This window comes from Bacillus sp. T3, assembly GCF_033449965.1.
Classification (GTDB): domain Bacteria; phylum Bacillota; class Bacilli; order Bacillales; family Cytobacillaceae; genus Bacillus_BU.
The window spans coordinates 2569437-2591543 of sequence record NZ_CP137761.1; the positions used below are offsets into that span (position 1 = coordinate 2569437).

At 39.2% G+C, this 22107-nt stretch carries 27 protein-coding genes, 1 pseudogene and 2 riboswitches; of the genes and pseudogenes, 19 read left to right on the top strand and 9 right to left on the bottom strand.

Annotated elements, in window-relative coordinates:
* Positions 1 to 117 precede the first annotated feature (117 nt).
* Positions 118 to 582 carry an RrF2 family transcriptional regulator gene (locus tag RGF10_RS13235; protein WP_318509459.1) on the top strand — a complete coding sequence of 155 codons (465 nt, stop codon included), beginning with the start codon at positions 118 to 120 and terminating at the stop codon, positions 580 to 582.
* Positions 583 to 629: 47 nt separating this feature from the next.
* On the opposite strand, the gene bioB is transcribed toward RGF10_RS13235, so the two are convergent.
* Complete coding sequence (gene bioB, locus RGF10_RS13240) at positions 630 to 1625, bottom strand: biotin synthase BioB (RefSeq protein ID WP_318502730.1); 996 nt, start codon at positions 1623 to 1625, stop codon at positions 630 to 632.
* 267 nt (positions 1626 to 1892) lie between these two features.
* Between bioB and RGF10_RS13245 the strand changes: the two genes are divergently transcribed.
* From RGF10_RS13245 to RGF10_RS13265, 5 genes are all read left to right on the top strand, one after another.
* Positions 1893 to 2087 carry an alpha/beta-type small acid-soluble spore protein gene (locus RGF10_RS13245; protein WP_318502731.1) on the top strand — a complete coding sequence of 65 codons (195 nt, stop codon included), beginning with the start codon at positions 1893 to 1895 and terminating at the stop codon, positions 2085 to 2087.
* Positions 2088 to 2158: 71 nt separating this feature from the next.
* Entirely contained in the window at positions 2159 to 2296 is a 138-nt protein-coding gene (locus tag RGF10_RS13250; protein WP_318502732.1) for a hypothetical protein, read from the top strand.
* 128 nt (positions 2297 to 2424) lie between these two features.
* A complete protein-coding gene (locus RGF10_RS13255) occupies positions 2425 to 3276 on the top strand; it encodes an SDR family oxidoreductase (protein WP_318502733.1) in 852 nt (283 codons plus the stop codon).
* A 55-nt stretch (positions 3277 to 3331) separates the two neighbouring features.
* Positions 3332 to 3547, top strand: a complete 216-nt coding sequence (locus RGF10_RS13260) for a hypothetical protein (RefSeq protein WP_318502735.1) — start codon at positions 3332 to 3334, stop codon at positions 3545 to 3547.
* A 248-nt stretch (positions 3548 to 3795) separates the two neighbouring features.
* Positions 3796 to 4020 (top strand): hypothetical protein, encoded by a 225-nt coding sequence (locus tag RGF10_RS13265; protein WP_318502737.1) that lies wholly within the window; start codon positions 3796 to 3798, stop codon positions 4018 to 4020.
* Positions 4021 to 4130: 110 nt separating this feature from the next.
* Here the strand turns inward: RGF10_RS13265 and bluB are convergent, their stop codons facing one another.
* On the bottom strand, positions 4131 to 4778 hold the full coding sequence (gene bluB / locus RGF10_RS13270) for a 5,6-dimethylbenzimidazole synthase (protein ID WP_318502739.1): 648 nt from the start codon (positions 4776 to 4778) through the stop codon (positions 4131 to 4133).
* 3 nt (positions 4779 to 4781) lie between these two features.
* Entirely contained in the window at positions 4782 to 5882 is a 1101-nt protein-coding gene (locus tag RGF10_RS13275) for a metallophosphoesterase (protein WP_318502741.1), read from the bottom strand.
* A 214-nt stretch (positions 5883 to 6096) separates the two neighbouring features.
* On the opposite strand from RGF10_RS13275, the gene RGF10_RS13280 reads away from it, so the two are divergent.
* A complete protein-coding gene (locus tag RGF10_RS13280; RefSeq protein ID WP_318502743.1) occupies positions 6097 to 6909 on the top strand; it encodes a hypothetical protein in 813 nt (270 codons plus the stop codon).
* A gap of 311 nt (positions 6910 to 7220) precedes the next feature.
* Complete coding sequence (locus RGF10_RS13285) at positions 7221 to 7844, top strand: alpha/beta fold hydrolase (protein ID WP_318502745.1); 624 nt, start codon at positions 7221 to 7223, stop codon at positions 7842 to 7844.
* A 120-nt stretch (positions 7845 to 7964) separates the two neighbouring features.
* On the opposite strand, the gene RGF10_RS13290 is transcribed toward RGF10_RS13285, so the two are convergent.
* Positions 7965 to 8141, bottom strand: coding sequence for a hypothetical protein (locus RGF10_RS13290; protein ID WP_318502747.1), 177 nt, complete (start codon positions 8139 to 8141; stop codon positions 7965 to 7967).
* Between the two features lie 270 nt (positions 8142 to 8411).
* Here RGF10_RS13290 and yyaC point away from each other — a divergent pair, with 270 nt between their 5' ends.
* The 8 genes and pseudogenes from yyaC to atzF all read left to right on the top strand — a co-directional run bounded on the left by yyaC (position 8412) and on the right by atzF (position 18604).
* On the top strand, positions 8412 to 9008 hold the full coding sequence (gene yyaC / locus RGF10_RS13295) for a spore protease YyaC (RefSeq protein ID WP_318502749.1): 597 nt from the start codon (positions 8412 to 8414) through the stop codon (positions 9006 to 9008).
* Positions 9009 to 9121: 113 nt separating this feature from the next.
* Positions 9122 to 9739 (top strand): PH domain-containing protein, encoded by a 618-nt coding sequence (locus tag RGF10_RS13300; RefSeq protein WP_318502751.1) that lies wholly within the window; start codon positions 9122 to 9124, stop codon positions 9737 to 9739.
* 250 nt (positions 9740 to 9989) lie between these two features.
* Positions 9990 to 10096: riboswitch (guanidine-I (ykkC/yxkD leader) on the top strand.
* A 62-nt stretch (positions 10097 to 10158) separates the two neighbouring features.
* Positions 10159 to 11514 carry an APC family permease gene (locus tag RGF10_RS13305; RefSeq protein WP_318502754.1) on the top strand — a complete coding sequence of 452 codons (1356 nt, stop codon included), beginning with the start codon at positions 10159 to 10161 and terminating at the stop codon, positions 11512 to 11514.
* Between the two features lie 102 nt (positions 11515 to 11616).
* Positions 11617 to 11726: riboswitch (guanidine-I (ykkC/yxkD leader) on the top strand.
* A 74-nt stretch (positions 11727 to 11800) separates the two neighbouring features.
* Positions 11801 to 12540, top strand: a pseudogene (locus RGF10_RS13310) (urea amidolyase associated protein UAAP1).
* Positions 12540 to 13190, top strand: a complete 651-nt coding sequence (locus RGF10_RS13315) for an urea amidolyase associated protein UAAP2 (protein ID WP_318502757.1) — start codon at positions 12540 to 12542, stop codon at positions 13188 to 13190. The pseudogene RGF10_RS13310 and the gene RGF10_RS13315 overlap by 1 nt, the downstream one beginning before the upstream one ends.
* An 18-nt stretch (positions 13191 to 13208) precedes the next feature.
* Positions 13209 to 16289: an urea carboxylase gene (gene uca / locus RGF10_RS13320; protein WP_412176627.1), complete on the top strand. Its 3081-nt coding sequence runs from the start codon at positions 13209 to 13211 to the stop codon at positions 16287 to 16289.
* Positions 16210 to 16887, top strand: a complete 678-nt coding sequence (locus RGF10_RS23870) for a biotin/lipoyl-containing protein (RefSeq protein ID WP_412176628.1) — start codon at positions 16210 to 16212, stop codon at positions 16885 to 16887. Before uca ends, RGF10_RS23870 begins: the two co-directional genes overlap by 80 nt.
* Positions 16847 to 18604, top strand: a complete 1758-nt coding sequence (gene atzF / locus RGF10_RS13325; protein ID WP_318502759.1) for an allophanate hydrolase — start codon at positions 16847 to 16849, stop codon at positions 18602 to 18604. Before RGF10_RS23870 ends, atzF begins: the two co-directional genes overlap by 41 nt.
* Positions 18605 to 18685: 81 nt before the next feature.
* Here the strand turns inward: atzF and RGF10_RS13330 are convergent, their stop codons facing one another.
* Genes RGF10_RS13330 through RGF10_RS13340 form a run of 4 tightly spaced genes read right to left on the bottom strand, consistent with a single transcriptional unit; the run spans position 18686 to position 20436 of the window.
* A complete protein-coding gene (locus tag RGF10_RS13330; RefSeq protein WP_318502761.1) occupies positions 18686 to 19825 on the bottom strand; it encodes a zinc-dependent alcohol dehydrogenase in 1140 nt (379 codons plus the stop codon).
* A 21-nt stretch (positions 19826 to 19846) separates the two neighbouring features.
* Positions 19847 to 20065 carry a hypothetical protein gene (locus RGF10_RS23875; RefSeq protein WP_412176629.1) on the bottom strand — a complete coding sequence of 73 codons (219 nt, stop codon included), beginning with the start codon at positions 20063 to 20065 and terminating at the stop codon, positions 19847 to 19849.
* On the bottom strand, positions 20046 to 20210 hold the full coding sequence (locus RGF10_RS23880; RefSeq protein ID WP_412176630.1) for a hypothetical protein: 165 nt from the start codon (positions 20208 to 20210) through the stop codon (positions 20046 to 20048). The genes RGF10_RS23875 and RGF10_RS23880 overlap by 20 nt, the downstream gene beginning before the upstream one ends.
* Before the next feature lie 13 nt (positions 20211 to 20223).
* Positions 20224 to 20436 carry a spore coat protein gene (locus RGF10_RS13340; protein ID WP_318502763.1) on the bottom strand — a complete coding sequence of 71 codons (213 nt, stop codon included), beginning with the start codon at positions 20434 to 20436 and terminating at the stop codon, positions 20224 to 20226.
* A 154-nt stretch (positions 20437 to 20590) separates the two neighbouring features.
* Between RGF10_RS13340 and RGF10_RS13345 the strand changes: the two genes are divergently transcribed.
* Together RGF10_RS13345 and RGF10_RS13350 are read left to right on the top strand one after the other, a co-directional pair.
* Positions 20591 to 20800: a hypothetical protein gene (locus tag RGF10_RS13345; protein ID WP_318502765.1), complete on the top strand. Its 210-nt coding sequence runs from the start codon at positions 20591 to 20593 to the stop codon at positions 20798 to 20800.
* The gene (locus RGF10_RS13350) at positions 20793 to 21104 is read left to right on the top strand and encodes a spore coat protein (protein WP_318502767.1); all 312 of its coding nucleotides are present in this window, start codon (positions 20793 to 20795) and stop codon (positions 21102 to 21104) included. Before RGF10_RS13345 ends, RGF10_RS13350 begins: the two co-directional genes overlap by 8 nt.
* A gap of 53 nt (positions 21105 to 21157) precedes the next feature.
* Here the strand turns inward: RGF10_RS13350 and RGF10_RS13355 are convergent, their stop codons facing one another.
* Positions 21158 to 21691, bottom strand: a complete 534-nt coding sequence (locus tag RGF10_RS13355; protein WP_318502769.1) for a redoxin domain-containing protein — start codon at positions 21689 to 21691, stop codon at positions 21158 to 21160.
* A gap of 149 nt (positions 21692 to 21840) precedes the next feature.
* Here RGF10_RS13355 and RGF10_RS13360 point away from each other — a divergent pair, with 149 nt between their 5' ends.
* Complete coding sequence (locus RGF10_RS13360) at positions 21841 to 22107, top strand: DUF1292 domain-containing protein (RefSeq protein ID WP_318502771.1); 267 nt, start codon at positions 21841 to 21843, stop codon at positions 22105 to 22107.

Genomic DNA, 22107 nt, shown 5'->3' on the forward strand with positions numbered 1-22107 from the left:
ATACATCTTTATAATATAGAAAATTTTCTGGAAATGCAATATATAAAATACATCTTTAGAAAAAATGGAGATCATTATGCTAAAATGGTAGTAGCAATTGAATGTGAGGGAAAAAATATGCATTTAACTACTTATTCCGATTATTCGCTTCGTGTTTTAATATTTTTAGCGACAAAAAACAATCAGGACTTATCCAATATTCAGGAAATCGCTGAAACATATGATATTTCTAAAAATCATTTAATGAAGATTATTCATCATTTAGGGAAATTGGGCTATATAGAAACCATTCGAGGGAGAAATGGGGGCATTCGTTTAGCCAAATCACCGTCAGAAATAAATCTGGGTGAAATCATTCGCCATACCGAGGAAAATTTCTTTATCGTCGAATGTTTTGAAAAACACAATAATAAATGTGTGATGACGCCAGTGTGTTCGTTAAAGCATATTTTTCGAACTGCCCTAGAACAATTTCTTCTGGTGCTTGACCAATATACACTTGACTCAATTGTCCATGAAAATCCTCTAATGAAGGATTTTTTCGGAACACAAATGAAATCTTCTGAAACACAATCTTCATAATCTAAAAACTCATCGGGTAACCGATGAGTTTTTTATTTGGATAAATATTAAAGCGCACACTCTTCAATTTCAAAACCAAGATCCTTAATCATATCCCAATCCGCTGTTGGTTCTTGGCCGGCTGTTGTTAAGTAGTCTCCTACGAAGATTGAATTTGCAGCATAAAGTCCTAATGACTGCAAAGAGCGAAAATTAACTTCACGTCCCCCAGACATCCGAATTTCCTTCGCTGGATTAACAAATCTCATCATCGAAAGCAGCTTCAAGCATTTGCGCGGATTCAGTTGTTTCTGTCCTTCTAGTGGTGTACCTTCGATTGGATTTAAGAAATTACATGGAATCGAATCAGCATCTAATTGACGCAAGGTTGTCGCAATTTGAACCGCCTCGAGATCGCTTTCACCCATTCCAAAAATCGCACCTGAGCAAGGTGACATCCCTGATTCCTTCGCTTTCTCAACTGTATCAACACGGTCTTCATATGTATGGGTTGAACATACATTTTCGTAATTGCCCTTACTCGTGTTTATGTTATGGTTATAACGATGAACACCAGCCTCTGATAACTTCTTAGCATGCTCTTCATTTAAAAAGCCAAGACAGCAGCAAATCTTAAGGTCAGTTGTTTCGCGAATTTCTTGGACAGCCTCAATGACATGATCAATTTCTCGATCTGATGGGCGGCGTCCAGATGCAACGATGCAATAGGTACCCGCTTTTCGACGAATCGATTCCTGAGCTCCTTCGACGATTTTCTCCTTTGTTAACCAACCATACTTTTCAATCGGGGCATCAGAAATAATTGATTGGGAGCAATAGCCACAATCTTCAGCACATAGTCCTGACTTTGTGTTGATAATCATATTTAACTTTACTTTGTTGCCAAAATAATGATGACGTATTAGGTAGGCCGCATTCAGGATTTCAAGTACTTCCTCTTCCTTTGCTTGAACAATCGCAAGTGCTTCCTCTTCCGTAACTTGATATCCTCCAATCACGTTCTCAGCTAAGGTTTTCCAGTCTCTTTTTGTTTGAATTTCCATCCTTTATTCCCCTTTTCTGTTGTAAAAACATTTCAATAAATACATTTATAATTATGTTAACTTAAAATATTATTTAGTTAACATATAAAGAAAAGTACCATAAATTGACACGATTTACAATTATGAATTTTCATAAATCATTAATTGTTTTACAAAAGTTAACTTTGAAGGCGAATAATTCTATACATCATTATGCACAAATCGGTGAAATTAAGATTGAGTTATTTTTTATAAATAGCTCAAACCATTTGGCGGGAGTGATGGATCATGGCTAGAAACAAACTTTTGGTTCCTGGATCAGAAAATGCGCTACAGCAAATGAAAGAGGAAATCGCCAACGAGTTTGATGTTCAACTTGGTGCTGATACAACCGCACGTGCTAATGGTTCTGTCGGCGGTGAAATGACAAAGCGTTTAATCGCCCTCGGAGAACAATCCTTAAGAAATCAACAAGGACAATAATGCTGATTTCTATATGGAATGGAGCCCATTTTTGGGCTCTTTCCTCATGCTTTGAAGGGAGGTCAAGATTCATGACAAATAAGAATGATAACCGAGAACGTCGAAATAAATATCCTCGTAACAAAACGCAAGATACAGAGTTTAACAAGGAAACAGATATTAGAAGCGAAATCACAAAAAAAGACTTAAAATCAAAAAAATCAAATTAATATCGAAAGCGGCCCTTAATATCGAGGACCGCTCTTCCCTTTTTCGGATCTCTTTATTAAGCTTTGTATGATTGAGTCAATGGATTATTTAGCATACAATGGTGAAAAGAGTGCTGAAGGAGAGAAAAATGAGCAATAAAATAGCAGTGGTTACGGGGGCTTCAAGTGGATTTGGGCTCTTATGTTCTATAGAACTAGCAAAGAACGGATTTCATGTCTTAGCAACAATGAGAGATAGCAAAAAATCAACGGAACTGTTAGAAACGGCAAAACAACAAAATGTAGCGCAACAGTTGACAATCCACACACTTGATGTAACCTCATCTAAATCAATTAAAGAATTCAAATCAAATCTTCTTCAATATCCTACAATTGACGTCCTCGTCAATAACGCAGGGTTTGCGCTTGGTGGTTTTAGCGAAGAGGTGTCCGTCGAGGAGTACCGGTTACAATTTGAAACCAATTTCTTTGGAGTAATTTCAATTACTCAGGAAATCCTCCCAATCATGCGTTCACAGGGGTACGGGAGAATTATTAACATGAGCAGCATAAGCGGCAAAATTGGCTTTCCCGGTTTATCACCATATGTGGCCTCAAAGCATGCATTAGAAGGATATAGTGAATCATTGCGTCTTGAATTAATACCGTTTGGAATCGACGTCGTTCTTATCGAACCAGGTTCTTACGCAACAAAAATTTGGTCAATTGTCGATAAAATAAAAATAGATTTAGAATCACCTTATAAATCCTATTTGACAGGAATTATCAATGAAATCGAAACTGGAAAAACGAAACATGGCAACCCGCTTGACGTGGCAAAGTTAGTAGCACTAATAGCATCCGATCGTAAAAGACCTCGTTTCAGATATCCAATCGGAAATGGTGTCAAATCAACGATTCGGTTGAAAAGCCTTCTCCCTTGGGAAGCAATTGAAAGAATTATTTTGAAAAAAATAGGGTCTAAATTGGATAATAAATAGAGAAAAGCTCATAGTAAATGACATAAGAGATATGACACTTTAGGAGGTAATTATCTTGGAGCGTGAACAATTCGAACGACTAGGCGATCAATTGCGAGAAATTGGTCATAAAAGACGCCAGCTTGCTGAACAGGTGTTTCACGAGGTACAGGAAGGCGATGGACCCTCATCTAAGGACCTGTATCAGCAATTGAGCCATATTTCTGATCAAGCAATAGAGATCATTACCCAACAAAAACAACTTTTTGATGCAGAAGTGCAAAGAATCTAACCATTTGTTAAAGACACAACAGATTCTGGTGTGTCTTTTTTGTTGTATTTTCATCCAGTTGATCTCTTTACGGCTGTGTCCTTGAGAAAAAAACTGGTTGCTTTCGTTGCAATCTAAGATACAATGAGAAGAGCAATGAACGTGAATAAGTACATTTTTGAAAATCACCCAACATATGGATAATTCATCAAATATTGGGGAAAATAGAATTTGAACAATGAATTGGATGAACAACTGGAGGCAACTAAATGTTGAAATTAGTAACAAATATGGAATTCGAAATAACAAGCAGCTTTATTCCCAATCTCAGTAATGCAGACAAGTTAAAAATTGTGGAGGTTACACCTGGAAGCGTCGTTGTACAAATGCAAAATTCTAACTGCAGGGGAGTCTTTCCAGTCGATAATTTTCAATACTGGATCAAGCGCAGCTCCCTCATTCATATTGTTGATTGTGAAGAAAAATCCTCGTAATAAAGACATGAAACACTGATCATTGATCAGTGCTTTTTTGTTTAAGTGCAGTTAAAAAAGGCTTTGAATAAAAACATCCGTCACCATAGACGACGGATGTACTCATATACTTATTTTTCAAGCCATTGATTATGATAAATCAACGGTTCGAGTTCATGCCTCTTTTCCCAGTTCGCTAGCTCTAATAAAGGCTTCTCTGGGTAGTGATCGGTGTACCCGATCGAAATGAGAGCTAATGGATCAATATGTGGTGGAATATTCAGGATATCACGAACATCATTCTTTTTATAAAAGCTAACCCAACCCATCGCAAGTCCCTCTGCACAGGCAGCAAGCCACATATTTTGGATCGCACAAGCTGTCGACAGGGCATCCGTTTCCGGTATCGAATTACGCCCTAGTACATGCGAACCCCCTCTAGTCGGATCACAAGTTACACAAATAGTTAAAGGTGCTTCTTTCAGTCCTTCAATTTTTAAATCAAGAAATTTGGACTCCTTTTCCCCGTCCTCCTCGTAATGGATCGCCAGCGCCCGCCGCTCTTTATCGGCAGCCCAAGCTAATTTATCTTTGATATCTTGTGAAGTGATTAAAATAAAATTCCACGGCTGACTAAAACCAACTGATGGTGCATGATGAGCAGCATTAAGGATTCGATTAAGCTTTTCTTCTGGAATCGGATCTGGCAGGAAACTACGAATATCTCTTCTGTTATAAATCACTTTATAAATTGAATCTCTTTCCTCTGTTTTAAACAAACTCTACTCCCCCTTTTGTTTATCTTTAAAATGGACATTGATGACCATAACCTCAGCCTGTGAGCCGATACGGATTGGTGGACCCCATAATCCAAACCCGGACGAAACAAGGGAATGCATGCTCCCTTTTTTCAAATAACCATAATCATTTTCATAGATTAAATCGGTTAATAGATTGGCTGGTGCTAATTGGCCTTTGTGAGTATGGCCAGATAGAAGGAGGTCAATTCCATTCAGCTCTGCCTCTTTTAGATCTTTAGGCTGATGGTCCATCATAATCATTGGTCTTGTAGCATCTAGTCCTTTTAAATATGTACTTAATACTTTTCTCGTTTTATCTGTATGTTCCTTCCTTCCAATTAAATAAAAATCATTAATCAAAACATACTCATCCATTAACACCCGAATACCCAGATTATCCATTTCTGCTAAAATAGCATCCTTATCATTTCCGTAATAATCATGATTGCCTAGTACTGCATATACACCTAGTGGAGCATCAATTTTCCCCAAAGTCTCCCCCATATTTTTTTCTAGATAAGGCTGAATGTTATCGTTGATTATGTCACCCGGTAATAACACAATATCCGGTTTTTCCTGATGGATTAAGCTAATAAGGCGATCTAGATGGGACTTACCTACCATTTGACCTAAATGAAGATCAGATGCCATAAAAATCTTGAGATTTTTATTCTGTGCTGTTTTATTAACTTGAATATCGTACGTCTTAACAACGGGAACCCACGCATTATAAGATCCATAAATAAAGATAAACAGGTAAAAGGACAGGACTGCTATTCCGATCCAGAACACCTGTTTCTTTTTTAATAAGAAGTGGACAATATTTGCAATAGGCAAAACGATAAAGCTATACCCTAAAATCGCCATCCAAAAACCGCTTATCCATTGCAGACCGGCATAAGGGAGATAAATTCCTATAAAAATAGAAAGTGATAAAAACACCATTGAAGTTACATAGCTCTTTTTATATTTCGCAAATTTCGCAGACTTAAGCCAAGCCCAGCCATTAAAACCAATGTAATAGCAAATCAGTCCGTAGATAACAATACTAATAATAATGGAGAAAATAGATAGAATGGACATGTTTGTTTACACCCTTTAATAAGAAATTATTGTCGTTTGCACTTTGATAGATTCTCATGAATAAAATCTTACAAGTAACGAGAGTAGAATTCAAATAATGAACGATGAATAACTAAAAATACTTTAAATATTAATCAAATTTTGAATGAAATCCCGAATTGCTTTGAAAATGAAACACGACGTTGTAAAATAAGCGAAGAAAGGATGTGAAATTATGGCGTTAATTTTGCCGCACATAGAAGATGCCAATACAACCAACTATATCCCTCCGAAGGGTGATTACATACAATTTTTAGATGAAGCTCATTATACTGAGAAGGTACGTGAATGGGGTTTAAGTGGATCCAAGGAAGCAAAGAAGGAGTTCTGGTACAAAGAACGCACGCTTCAACGAATAGTTTCGATTAAAGGATATGAGTCATATGGAATAACCGGAGAGTACAATACATTAGTGATCCAATTCAAGGATGGAAACTTATCCTGCATCCATCCTGCTCTTCTAAAAGAAATGCAGTCTGCAAGCTTTGGGAAGGAAATGATTACACAACAATCTGTAACCACATTAGACGAAATCGCTGTCGAGGATGCGCCACAGACTGATCCTGCGGACACAAGCCCTACTCCGGCACAGATAAATACGGATCAGCCTAAGCCGAAAAAATCAGCAAAGGAAAAAAAAGAAAAAGCACCAAAGCTAGTTCTTCCGGCAGAGAAGGTTCATTTTACCGCTCAAGTTAAACAGTTTGCCCTTAGCTGGAACCATTTTAATGAGGAAAACGACGAGGTGATAGTACTCGAAAACGTTGTAATTGAGGCAGAAGAACCACTTGAAGTGGGACTTGCTTGGTGTGCACATAGTAAAACATTAAAAAAGTTTGAGCTTTCGGTAGGAGAAAAGCTTGAATTTGATGGAAAAATTGTTAAAAAGTCATTACCAAAAGGCAAGGATGTTGAAGACGAAGCACTGCTACTCGAGACTTCTGTTTCCTATAAAGTCAACAACCCTTCAAAAATAAAAAAAATATAAATAATTCAAACCCTACACTTTACACTGTTGTAGGGTTTTTGCTATTCAATGGATCTCATTATCGACTCAATGCAAGAGCATAATCCCACATACATATTTCATTTCTCTTTTGCAAATAATGAGGCAAAGTATCTCCAATTTACTTCATTTTAGGAGGTGAATCTTTTGCCAACCGTCAATCTTGAAGGGGTAAATGTATACTTCGAAGTGAAAGGTCAAGGTGTCCCGATTGTTTTCATCCATCCCCTCTTTTAACCAGTGCCAATTTTAAATATCAAATCGAGGAATTATCGAAGTCATTTCAAACAATTGTGTTTGACATTCGTGGTCATGGAAATAGTGCTATTTCCGATTATCCGCTCACCTATGCCCTTATTTGTGATGATATTGTCCATCTATTAGATAAATTAAAGATTGAGAAAGCCTTTATTTGCGGTTATTCTACTGGTGGTTCAATTGTTTTAAACTTTTTACTATCCTATCCCGAACGAGCTATAGGTGGTATTTTAATTAGTTCGATGTCAGAAGTAAATGACTGGTTGTTAAGAAAGGAAATTGCCCTAGCTGCGTTTTTATCGAAAAAAAAATGGATGAAAGCTCTTGTGACATCTGTTTGTTATGGAAATTCCGACACAAAAGAGACCTTTACAGAGTTGTATAACGAGGCCAAAAAAGGAAACGCCAAAAATATTCAGCAATATTATCAGCATAGTTTAACGTATTGTTGCACATCGCAATTACCGAGGATAAAACATCCTGTTCTCCTGTTATATGGTGAAAATAACAAACAATTTCAGCCGCATGCGCAATTAATCAGTAAAAGTCTTCGAAATAATGAATTAATCTTTATAAAAAACGGCAAACACCAACTCCCTACAAAATCTGCTTCCGAAGTTAATCGAGTAATCAAGGAATTTGCACTTAAGTATACATAATTATTCATACTATTATTTAAACACTACAAAACCACGCTGAGCCATTGTGGTTTTTTTAATATGGTTTTGAATGAAAAATAAACACTGAATGATAGAAAAAGCCAGGTAGAGACCTGGCTCTTATTCGATATAGCCTTTTTCTTTTAACTGTGCATATGCTGCATCTTTATTTTCCTTTGAAACTTGATATTCCAGCTTGTCCTCTACTACTTTTGCACAAATCCCACCAAATGGCTTTAAGTCGGCTTTAACCTCTTTAATATCAAAAGATCCTTTTACAGGGTATTTTACCTTCATTTTCTTCACCTCCATTAATTAAATATAATCAAATACCCACTGGATTTCAGTTACATAGATTACAGTACTATAAAAATCGCCAATTTTTAGGAACGTTTTTGATCGTTCTCTCTTATTAGAACCAATTATACCAAGAAATATTAATGGAAAATTTTTTCAACAGTAAATATGAATAACTCAGAAGGATTCTTTTGTATAAATGCAGAATATTGAAACATCAATTACACTCCCAAACGTGGAAACCATTCTTAACTTTTAAGGAGATTTGGTATGTCTATCCAAAATAATGAGAAAGAGACACAGGCTCCATCAACAAAAATGATTCCCTATAATCATACTCTGGCTCCACTGTTTATTCGTGATGCTCTGTTTTCCCTCATACCAGAAGGAACTGAGCATATTTATGTGATCGGAATAGGGTCTAATCAAATTAGTGGTGACAGTCTTGGTCCATTTGTTGGCACATTACTATATGATATTTATCCAAACCATCTGACCATTATCGGTGACCTACAGAATCCATTAGATGCATCAACTATTCTGAAAGAAATCTCACGATTAAAACTTCCAAAAAACACCTTTATTGTAGCCATTGATAGTGTTTTAGGCTCGGAGGAATTATTAAATTCCATTGTTGTTCAAAATGGATCTATACGACCAGGTCAAGGACTTGGGAAAATCCTCCCATCGATTGGGGATTGTCGAGTAATGGGTGTTGTGTTGGAAAATGATCCGGTCAGAAATGAATCCCTTCTTTGTACCAATCTTCATCTCATTTACACGATGGCAACCAATATAGCAAAGGGTATTTCTCTAGCGGTTCGGCAATATTATAAATATCCCGCCCAGCATCCAGTATTACTTTAATAGTGATTGAATTTCTATTTTTATTAAGACATGTTAATGAATAGGTCTGAATACAATGGAATGTTGAAATTAGGGGCCCTTTTGTGGGGCGATAGTGAAAGGAAGGATATATAATGTTTAAAAAAATTGCTGCGGATGCGCTAGGTTTATCAGATATTGGTAAGATCATTGATCCATCTGACTATGATAAAACAGATGCAGATGATTACGTCATGCATGAAGATAACGAAAAAATATACTTTTTGATCAAAACGAAAAAAGATGAATATTGTTTCACCAACCTTGCATTAATTCATGTTGATGGAGAAAGTGCTGTTTCCTCCAAACGAACGTTAAAACGGTTTCCTTACTCACGTAAGCCGATTTCGAATGTTTTACTGGAAACAGCGGGTAAAATTGATCTGGATGTGGAAATAAAATTCAAAATGGGTGAGGTACAATTTGACATTGATGTCCAAAAAAATCAAATTGAGAAATTAAAAGATTTATATAAAACACTAATTCATATATCTGATACTAATCACGAAAATGGAATAATCAGCAGAATGGCGGAACAAAGCTTAGACAAAGCAATAACCATATTGCAAAACACTCGAACAAACTCTGATGGTAATCTCGCCTCACAATACGAGGAGCTAACTGAATACGGGTTTAAATGGTTAACCACTATCCGTGAGCAGTACCACGAAAAAGACTTTGGCAAAGTTTTTGAAAAGTATATTAATAATTAAAGGATTGAAGTTCATCTTCTATTCTAGTGAAAGAACATCCTTTCTTAAAACTTGGTTGATCTCCAACCAAGTTTTTTTGAGTGTCTAGCTTTCAATTTTTACACAAAAGTTGATTGAATGGGTAAGCAACCTCAAACTTTTAGATACATTCAAAAAACCATGTTAGATTATCTAACACGTTCATTGCCCCCCACTTTCTCTTCCCTTATACTTCAAACTATCAACAGGATAAAGTGTTCAAAATTGAACGACAAATGCTCTCTAGGGTTCCGTTTAAAGATGAATCTTTAAAGTCTGGTCCGAGAGAGGGCGTACAGCACATTGCTGTATACACGGAGGGAGAAAAGCCCGGGAGAATTTCACAAAATTCTTCCGGGCTTTTCTCTTTTCCGAATTCAATTGGAAAAGGGGAAATGAAAATGGAACAAAATACCACACTGGTTAAATCACTCAAACTTCATCAAGTTGTCTTTATGGGGCTTGCTTGGATGACACCCATGATTTTCTTCACAGTTTATGGTGTTGCTCACGAAGCTGCTGACGGAATGATGGCTGCTGCCTATATCGTCGCATTTATCGCCATCTTCTTTACTGCCTATAGCTATAGCAAGATGGTTATGGCCTACCCGATTTCGGGCTCAGCTTATACGTATACAAAAAAGGCGATCTCGAAGAAAGCAGGGTTTCTAGTTGGATGGGCACTGCTATTGGATTATATCTTTTCTCCTATTATCGCAATCCTAACTTTCGGGATTTTTATGAATACTGAATTTCCTGCTATCCCTGTTTTTATCTGGATTTTAATTATGAATGCTGTGTTAGCGGTCGTCAATATTGTTGGAATAAAATCGGCAGCACGCGTTAGTGGGATCTCTGTCATCGTGCAAATTGGTTTTATTCTACTGTTTTGCATCCTTGTCGCCAAAGATATTTTAACAGGTGATACTGGCCCGATCTTCTCTCTAGCCCCATTTTTTGGTGATGACGTTTCATTTGGTGCTGTTTTTTCAGGCGCTGCTCTAATTTGCTTCTGTTTTCTAGGCTTTGATGCAGTAACGACGATGGCGGAAGAAACGATTGACGCTAAAAAGACTATTCCTAAGGCTATTTTTCTCATTGTGCTTATCGCTGCGACAATGTATATCGCCATTTCGTATTTGACCCAAATAGCCTATCCTGATTTTACATTTACGAACTCTGACAATGCAGCCTATAGCCTTGTTAAAATCGTTGGTGGGAACCTGCTTAGCTCGATTTTTATAATGACCTTAATGATTGCAACCTTTACTCAGGGAGTTTCTTCCGTCACAAGCGTCAGCCGCTTCCTTTATGCACTTGGACGTGAATCGATTTTACCGAAAAAGTTATTCACCTCCCTACACCCTAAATACAATACACCAGTCGCTAATATCGTTTTCGTTGCAGTGATCTCCATGTCAGCTGTCTTTATCAATCTCGATTCAGCGGTGATGTTTGTAAGCTTTGGGGCTTTAACAGCATTCACCTTTGTTAACTTGTCAGTTATTTCGCATTACTATATCAAATTAAAAATGCGTTCACCAAAAGAAACGTTGTTTTATCTCATTTTCCCGCTTGTCGGTGCCAGTTTTATCGGTTGGCTTCTAACCTTACTTGACAAATTCACCTTATTTGTCGGAGTTATATGGGTTGCTGTTGGTTTTGTCTACTTGTTTATTAAAACAGAGTGGGCCAAAAACAGACTCAAAAAGGTCATCGTCTCCCCTGTTCGGCCATTTGAGAAAAAAACCATGTAAGATTATCTTACAAGTTGATTGTTTACAAACGATTCTGACATATATACTAAGAATAACTCTACTACCCCTAATTAAATATAGGTTTCCAACTATACTGGAAACAAAAAAGCTCTCTAGGGTTCCGTTTGAAGAAGAAATTCTTTAAAGACTGGTCCGAGAGAGAGCGTACAGTCGTATGACTGTATACACGGAAGGATAAAAGCCTGGGAGATCTACATCTCTCCAAGCTTTTATCCTTTTTTCTTTTTTGAGCTTAAATGCAGCAAAAATAAGGAGGAAATTATATATGAATACACTTTCTGCAACAACTGTAACTAAAACCATTCCTGCTGGAGGAAAATGGTCGGCTCGTATAAACCGCGGGAAACTTTTAAGTATTACCGCTCTAGAAGACGGCGCCAATTTATCCGTTTTATTTTATAACGCAAATGATTTATCTGAACGCTATAACATGCCTGATACATTAAAAGCACAGCACACCTCCCATTTAACAACTGGAAATGTGCTCATGAGTGATAACGGTCGCGCGATGGTCAGCATCATTGAAGATTCACTTGGTTGGCACGATACAATCACAGGCTATTCTACTCGCAAGCTGATTGATGAGAAATATGGAAAAACAACCTATCAAGAAAGTCGGAATGATTGGTTTCGAAGCGGTGAGGAAAATTTTGCGATTGAATTATTTCGCAATGGTTTAAGCACACGTGACCTCGGACCTGTCCTAAATTTATTTTCAAAAGTGTATTGCGATGAAGATGGCAACATGCATTTCGTAGCAGGACACGCAAAAAAGGCGCCACGGTCACGCTTAGAACAGAAATGGATATCCTCATGATTCTATCGAATACTCCAAATCCGCTCGACCCAAATCATATTTACCCATCTGCTTCGATCAATGTATCAATATCGGATGCAGAACCTGTAGCCGAAAATGATGTTTGCTTGAATCACCGCCCAGAAAACCGACGAGCATTTGAGAATACATTCGATTATTTGTTACTTACTGAAGGAGGAAGAAAATAATGGCCGTTCTAAATTATGTTGTGAGTGATCGAAAATTAATAGATGTTGTTTATAATGAGACCCTTCTTGCTGGTGATGGCTGGACCTACACTTTGGAACGTGGTCAAGTTCTTCGTATTGTCGATTTAGGTGGCAATCAAGCCGCTGACACCCTTTTCTACGATGCTGATAATCTCTCCGATCATTACAGTGCCGTAAACACAATTGGACGCCAAGGGAATGTTTATTTATCAACCGGTTCTGTCCTTGTCAGCCAATCCGGTAAGGAACTTGTCAAGATCGTCGCAGATACTTGTGGTCGCCACGATACACTTGGTGGTGCCTGTTCTGCCCAAAGTAACACAGTGAGATATTCGCACGATACATTGCCAATGCATAATTGCCGCGATACCTTTATGCTGCAGCTATCAAAATACGATAATCGCTTTTCAAAGCGCGATTTAGCCCCAAATGTCAATTTCTTTATGAATGTCCCATTAACACCAAATGGCGGACTGACCTTTGAAGATGGTGTTTCCTCTCCAGGATTGTATGTGGAAATGCAATCGATCAATCGGACCATCGTGGTCATCAGTAATTGTCCACAATTAAACAATCCATGTAACGCCTATAACCCGACCCCGGTTCAACTATTAATATGGGAAAAATAATAACAAGGAGTGAACATCATGTTAAATAAAGTACTGATTGCTAACCGCGGCGCCATTGCCGTACGAATACAACGAACTCTACGCAGCATGGGGATCGCCTCTGTGGCTGTCTATACAAAAGCCGATCAGGACAGCTTGCATGTCGACCTTGCTGATGAAGCCGTATTAATCGGTGAAGGTGCGGCGAAAGATAGTTATTTAAATGCAGACCTAATCTTAAAAGTAGCCGTAGAAGCTGGTGCAGATGCCATCCATCCTGGCTATGGGTTTTTAAGTGAAAACGCAGACTTTGCTCGTGCTTGTCGCAAGCAAGGGATTGCCTTTATCGGTCCAACTCCCGAACAAATGGAATTATTCGGGTTAAAGCACTCTGCTCGTGACGTTGCCGAGAAAGCAAGCGTTCCTCTACTACCTGGAACACCATTGATAACTGATTTAGATTCAGCACTAAATGAGGCGAACACAATTGGATATCCAGTTATGATCAAAAGTACGGCTGGTGGTGGCGGAATCGGAATGCGTGTCTGCCATGATTCTCAATCATTAATCGATGCATTTGATTCCGTTGGTCGCCTTGCGAAAACGAACTTTAATAATGGTGGTGTATTCCTAGAAAAGTTCATCCGAAAAGCACGACATGTTGAGGTTCAAATTTTTGGAAATGAATTTGGTGAAGTCGTAGCCCTTGGTGAACGAGATTGCTCAATCCAACGTCGCAATCAAAAGGTGGTAGAGGAGAGTCCTGCCCCATGCCTCTCCCCTGCTGTCCGCGAAGAAATGTGTGCTGCCGCGAAACGTTTGGCTAGTGAAGTTGGCTATCGCAGCGCTGGTACGGTTGAATTTTTATATGACCCTGAAGCCGAACGTTTTTATTTCTTAGAAGTGAACACTCGGCTCCAAGTAGAACATGGTGTAACGGAAGAAGTATTAGGAATTGACTTAGTAGACTGGATGGTTCGTGAAGCTGCTGGTGAGCTGCGTGAACTAGATTCGCTTGTAAATACTCCGAAAGGCCACAGTATCCAGGCACGAATTTATGCTGAGGATTGCCTAAATGATTTCCGTCCAAGCGGTGGAAAGCTTGATCACGTTTATTTTTCAGAACATGCAAGAATTGAAACATGGGTTCGGGACGGACTTACTGTTACCTCCCTCTACGATCCTATGCTCGCGAAAATTATTGTTCACGGTGATACACGTCAAGAAGCATTAGAAAAATTAAGTGTTGCTCTAAGTGAAACAAGATTATATGGCATCACAACAAATCTTCAATATTTACAAGCCCTATTAAAAGAAGAAGACTGTCGCTCTGGTAATGTGCATACGCAAATGCTTAAAAATTTTCATCCTAGTGAACCTGCAATCGAAGTGTTAGACGGTGGGATTCAAACAACGGTTCAAGATTGGCCGGGACGCGTTGGCCATTGGGATGTTGGTGTTCCACCTTGCGGGCCGATGGATCCACTCTCTTTTCGCATCGGGAACCAATTGCTTGGTAATAAAAAAAGTGCAACAGGTCTTGAATTAACGCTACGAGGTGGAGCGTATAAATTCCGCGGTGATACGACCTTTTGCCTAACTGGTGCGGATATGAAGGCTGTGCTTGATGATGAGATGGTCCCTATGTACAAGGTGATCAAAGCAAATCGTGGCCAAGTATTGTCCTTCGGTGAAGCCGCTCAAGGGATGCGTACGTACTTCCTTGTAGAAGGCGGATTGGATATGCCTCTTCATCTCGGTAGTGCCTCCACCTTTACACTTGGAGGCTTTGGCGGTCATGGAGGTCGTTCACTTAGAACAGGTGATGTGTTAGCTTTTCATACGAATCATAAAACAGAAAATGCAAGTATGTTTGCTGAAGAGCTTCCTATGCTCAAGCGTCCTCCGATGACGAAGGAATGGACAATTGGGGTCATTCCTGGACCGCATTGTACAGAGGAATACTTGTTACCGAATTATTTGGAACAGCTTACAGAAACAAGCTGGGAAGTTCACTTCAATAGCTCACGTACAGGAGTTCGCTTGATCGGTCCTGCACCACTTTGGGCTCGAGCAGATGGTGGCGAGGCTGGTCTTCATCCTTCAAATATCCATGATAATGCATATGCGATTGGAACACTTGATTTAACGGGTGATATGCCAATCCTGCTAGGTCCTGATGGCCCGAGTCTTGGTGGCTTTGTTTGCCCCGTTACAACAGCTTCGGCTGAGTTTTGGAAAATCGGTCAATTACATCCAGGTGACAAGATTAAATTTAAATTACTAACTTTAGAGGAAGCAAAAGAACTGCGTGATGCTCAAGAGCAATTTTTGAATGAAATTGGTCAGAATCAAAATAAACAAGATGCTCCCCTTCCTTCCTTACCAGATCGTGAAAAACTGTTTTCACCGAACTATCCAGTGTTAGTTGAGCGGAACGATGGCCGTTTTCCAATGACGATTCGTGCTGCTGGTGACGAGCATGTCCTGATTGAATACGGAGAAATGGAGTTAGATCTTCTTTACCGGTTTCAGGTTCATGCATTAATGGATGGTATTAACGCTCGTAAAGATATTCCGGTCCTTGATTTGACACCTGGGATTCGCTCCTTACAGGTTCATATTGATTCTACTAAAATGTCGATTTCCACTCTTTGTGACACAATCGAATTCATTAACCGGAGCTTGCCACCACTAGAAACAATGGAAGTGCCATCAAGAATTGTTCGTCTGCCTCTTTCATGGGATGACCCAGCAACGCAGCTTGCGATTGAACGCTATCAGAAAAATGTACGTCCCGATGCGCCATGGTGCCCTAGCAATCTAGAGTTTATCCGCCGTGTGAACGGCTTGGATCAACTTGACGATGTAAAACGAATTGTTTTTGATGCCAATTATCTAGTCCTTGGTCTTGGTGATGTATATTTAGGCGCTCCTGTTGCAACACCAATTGACCCGCGCCACCGCTTAGTAACAACCAAATATAACCCTGCACGGACTTGGACACCTGGAAAATGCCGTTGGAATTGGCGGAGCTTATATGTGTGTATATGGGATGGAAGGTCCTGGTGGATATCAGTTTGTTGGTCGAACCGTTCAAGTATGGAATGGTTTGCGTGAAACAGAAAGCTTTTCCGATGGTAAACCATGGCTACTCAGGTTCTTTGACCAGATCCAATTCTACCCTGTTTCAGCCGACGAGCTGATAGAAATGCGCGAAGATTTTGTTCGCGGTCGCTTTGAAGTTGACATTACAGAGACAACATTTAACCTAGGAGACTATTTGTCATTCTTAGATTCCATTAAAGAAAGTGCAGATGATTTCCGAACTACTCAGCAAACTGCCTTCCGCGCAGAACGAGATCGATGGCAGGAGCTTGGACTCGCAGAATATGTTTCCGAGCACGATGTGGCTGAACCGGTTGAAGAAGTAATCCCTAAAGGGTCAGAAGCAGTTCGTTGTTCCTTACCGGGCAGTGTGTGGAAGGTACTTGTTGAACCAGGCGATGTCGTTCAGAAGGGTGATACGTTGATGATTGAGGAAAGCATGAAGATGGAGTTTCCACAAATTGCTCCGTTTGTTGGTGTCATAGCTTCCGTAAATGTTTCGCCAGGTGACGAGGTTCATGCTGGTCAATTGATTCTTTCTATTAAAAAAGAAATGCGAGGTGCCGTTAATGAAAACGACAAGCTTCCCCCAAACCCTGTCTATTCTTGAATTAAAAGAAAAATATAAAACTGGAAAACTAACACCGGATAACGTAATAAGTGACATTATTGCTCGTACCGCGGACGATAATGAATTTAATATTTGGATCACTCCCCCTTCTTTTGAGCTGATTCAACCTTATTTAGATAGACTAAAAAAGATGGACCCAGAGCAAAAACCGCTCTGGGGAATCCCATTTGCGATAAAAGATAATATCGATTTAGCGGATGTGCCGACTACTGCCGGATGTGCTGAGTATGCCTTCAAACCAGATGAACACGCTACTGTAGTTGCTAGATTAATAGATGCTGGAGCCATTCCTGTTGGTAAAACCAATCTCGATCAATTTGCAACCGGACTAGTTGGAACGAGAAGCCCTTATGGAGAAACGAAGAATGCGCTTAATCCTGAACTGATCAGTGGTGGTTCCAGCTCCGGTTCAGCTGTTAGTGTTGCGCGTGGGCTTGCTGCTTTTGCTTTGGGTACAGATACAGCAGGGTCTGGCCGTGTACCTGCAGGCTTAAATCGACTTGTCGGCTATAAACCAAGTCTTGGTGCATGGCCTGTTAAAGGCGTAGTTCCAGCTTGTGCTAGTTTAGATTGTGTAACTGTATTTGCAAACACTTTAGCTGATGCTGAGCTCGTTGATCAGGTTGCACGTGGCTTCGAGCAGATGGATCCATGGTCACGTACAATTGAAAGAAAAGCAAACGCTATGCCAGAGAAGATATACTTGCCACAGGTTGCTCCTAGTTTTTTCGGAAGTTTTTCGGTGGAATATCAGCTTGCATGGGATAAAGCAATAGACCGACTGAAAAGCTTGGGAATCACGATTGAATATTTGGAAACTTCTTATTTGTCTGAGGCAGCCGCTATTCTATACGACGGTCCTTGGGTAGCAGAACGATGGGCTGATTTAGGAGAGTTTATCTCAGCTAACGAGGGTGTCACTTTCCCTGTCACTGAAGCAGTGTTGCGAAGTGGGGCAAAGCCAGAATATGATGCTCCTTCCATCTTCAAAGCAATCCATAAGTTACAGAAACTAAAGAGCAAAGCACATTCACAGCTGCGGAATGCTGTTCTAGTTTTACCTACATCAGGCGGAACATGGACCCGAGATGAAGTTCGTGATAACCCAATTGAAACGAATAGCAAAATGGGCTTATATACGAATCATTGCAACCTTCTTGATCTTTGTGCTGTGGCCGTACCGTCAGAAGATGCGGCTGATCATCTTCCATTTGGCATTACCTTATTTTCTGAGTTTAACAATGAACATTTGATAATGGGGTTAGCTGATTTATTTTTAAATGGGACTAGTGCTTCTGTTAAGAGTGATACGACCTTGGTCGCAGTTTGCGGTCTTCATATGCGCGGCTTCCCGCTTGAACAACAAATGATTGAGCACGGAGCTCAGTTTATTCGCGAAAGTAAGACGGCGGAGAAATATAAGCTGGTGAAATTGCCGACGGCACCTGTAAAACCTGGTTTAATTCGTACTTTTTCTAGTGAAAATGGTGCCGCTATTGAGCTTGAGCTTTGGGAAATGCCACTTTCGACATTTGGAACTTTTGTAGCAGGAATCCCGGCTCCGCTCGGTATTGGAAAAATTGAACTTGAAGATGGCTCGTTTGTACCAGGTTTCATTTGTGAACGTTCTGCTGCCGCAACTGCAGAAGATATAACAAAATTTGGTGGCTGGCGCGGTGTTTTTGTATCATCATAAAATTAAGGGGAATCGCGTTTGTGCGGATTCCCCTTTACTTATTTGAGAAAATCTTAGGTATATTTAAACACTGCTTTCATATCAATGAGGTTTCAATATGACTTTAATACAGCCATCAGTCTTAGTATCGAAAATCTCATACCCTTTTTTGGCTTCATCTAGTGGAATGGTGTGAGTCACAATATCACTTGGGTCGACCGTTCCTTTCGCAAAAAGGTCGTAAAGATACGACATATAAGGGATAACGGGTGCCTGTCCGGTTCGGATATTGATATTCCGTGCAAAAATGTCCCCGAATGGGAAGGCATTATACCGCATTCCATAAACCCCTGTAATTTGGATGGTCCCCCCTTTGCGAACCGCTTGGGTCGCTGTTACAATTGCACCCATTGATCCACCATGTAGCTTTAAACCTGTAGCTATAAACTCTAATGGAGTCATTTTTCCATCCATTCCAACACAGTCAATCACAACATCTGCTCCTCCATGTGTGATTTCTTTCAGATAATTTCCGACATGCTCTACTTTTTCAAAATTTATAATCTCTACATTGTTCGTTCGTTTAGCATGTTCTAGACGATAATCAATATAGTCGACAGCGATGACACGTTTAGCCCCTTTAAACCAAGCAAATTTTTGAGCTAACAGTCCAACTGGACCGCACCCTAAAATAATGACCGTATCTCCATTCTTCACACCCGCGTTTTCAACTGACCAATAAGCAGTAGAGGCAGCATCAGCTATTAAAATCAGCTTTTCATCTTCGACTTCACAATTCTCTGGTATTTTAAAAGGTGTAAAATTCCCATACGGTACTCGTAAATATTCTGCTTGTCCACCAGGGTATCCTCCAGTTGTTTCTGAATAACCAAAGAATCCTCCCGTATCGCCATGCGGGTTAGAATTATCGCATTGGCTTGTTAAATCGTGTTGACAATACCAACAGTTCCCACAGCTTACATTAAAAGGGATAATGACACGATCGCCTTTTTTAAGCTTCGTCACTTCAGGGCCAACTTCCTCGACAATCCCCATTGGCTCATGTCCAATAACGTAATCCTCATACATATTTGGAATCATTCCATGAATTAAATGTAAATCCGATCCACAAATGGCGGAGCTTGTTACTTTAACAATGATATCGTCCGCTTTTTGAATCGTAGGATCTTGGACCTCTTTCACAGCAACATCTTTTATCCCCTGATAGGTTACAGCTTTCATTATTTTTCCTCCAGTTACTGCTTATTTATTTGGTGTTGCAAATGTTCCCTGGCGATCTGTATCGATTGGGAATAATTCCATTCGGGCAATACTGATGGCCATATCAGCTGATTTCAAATCTAACTCGATTTGCTTATTGACATCATTTGGATAGAGCCAGCCTTTACTAATCATTAAGTCAGTCAATTCTCCATGTAAATCAATTGCTTCCTCCATTTGCTTATAAAGAACTGCGCGCAATTCCGGAACTCGTTGTTTCTGTTAATGTGACAGCGTAATATCGAATTCCTGTTTTAACACCTAATAAAAAGTCAACAGCAAAGGCAGAATCAGCCATCTTCGGCATACCTTCAGCATATTTAGGATCCAAGTAATCTTGATTCATGTTGCATCTCCCATCACCATTTTCCTGTTTTAGCTTTTGAATACAGTTCTTTCAGTTCTTGAATCGCTAACAGTGACTGTTGAACATCTTTTTCCATTAATGCTTTCAGATCATTGTCAAAGCAAATCCCTATCATTAGCTTACTTTTCATTAAACTGGCTGTTTTAAAATTTAACATTTCATGTGTATCCATCGTTTCATGGAAAGCTAAGGCTGATTGATCCAATTTTTACCGCCCCTTTCAAAATACTAACTGTGGTTAATTTGCCAACATTCCATCATTTTATTTGATTATCGGATATTTCCCTTAAATTAACAGTTCTTATTCAACACAATCTGTAAACAATGAAAAATAGAGGGAATATGAAAGGAGCTTAATTATGAAGAAATACATGGGTTTACACGAAACCCTGGAAGTACACGAATTGATTACCTTTAAAAATCTTTGTTTAACAAAAGCCTTTATCATGAGTAAATTTGCACAAGACCCTGAACTAAAAGTGATTCTATCAACTGATGTTGTATCAGGGAGACAACACGTTGGACTGTTACAGGAGTTCATAACAGATCGGAGTGAAGAAAATGAATAACCTAGTAAAAAGTTTGATGGGTATGGGTGGGATGACTGACCAAGTGATTGCCTCAGACTTTTTAATCTCTGCAAAAGCTGGTATTCGTAATCTTGCCTTTGCCATTACGGAATGTGGAACGCCTGAAGTAAGAACTGAGCTGCGAAGTCAATTAAAAGCAGCGGTGGAGACCCATGAGAAAATTTCAAATTTCATGGTATCCAGAGGGATGTACCATCCTAATGATTTGTCGGAACAATTAAATTTAGATCTTTCGATTACAGAGACGGCCCTTAATTTAACTGGTGACTCAATGGATTCTTAATAAATTTTCAATATAAAAATACCTTGCAGGTGAACGCAAGGTATTTTTGATGTTTAATTTAATAATTCATTTGTGGATAGATTTTCTTCGTTAGACATCCAAATGGACGATAATGAACCATTTAATTTTTCTAGTTCGGCAAAGACAGCGTCATAATCTTTTTTCTCATCTGCTTTAAATGACGTATTTAAATACGTTATTACACCTTCTTTATTTACAACAAACACTGACCGTATCGCAACCTCACCTTTATCATTAAAAACTCCATAGCTTTTTACAGTTTGCTTGTGCCAATCTGATGCAAGTGGATAAGGAAGTGTTCCCATACTCGCTTCAAATACCCTGTGCGAGTGAATATGATCTACACTAATCCCAATTACTTCTGAATCAAGGCTTTCAAATTTTTTATAATCCTCTTTCCAAGAGGCGATTTCTTTGATTCAGCCTGGTGTAAAATCCATTCCATAAAATGCGACGACAAGGTTCTTTTTGCCGCGATATTCACTTAAGGTCAGCTTTTCTATTTTTGTTGAAGGTAACGTAAAATCAGGTGCCATTTCTCCAATTCTTAACGTTGACTGCCCCATATAATCCCCCCTTAAACTTTAATTGAGTTCATTCCTCCTTAGTATGAGCTATTTTTAAAACTGTCATGTTTTCCAGCTTTTTTTGTTTTTACCATTATTGAAATCCTTTTAGATTTGGTAACACTAAGTTGAACAATAGGAGGTGTTTTATGAAGGACTTTGAAATACAGCGGGACTTCATTACCGTCGAAGATCTTGAAGGAGTCGAAAAACGATTAGCGATAGAAGCTTTATTTGATATGGAAGATAAAACCTATGCTTTCTTAAGATCTCCACTCAATAAGAATGATTTATTTGTCATGAGGGTAGAAGATGACGAAGATGGACAAGTACTAACCAAAGTAAAAAATCAAAAAGAAAAAGAAATGATTTTTGATGCCTACGAGATTGCAGTATCTGCAAATCCCGCAGAATAA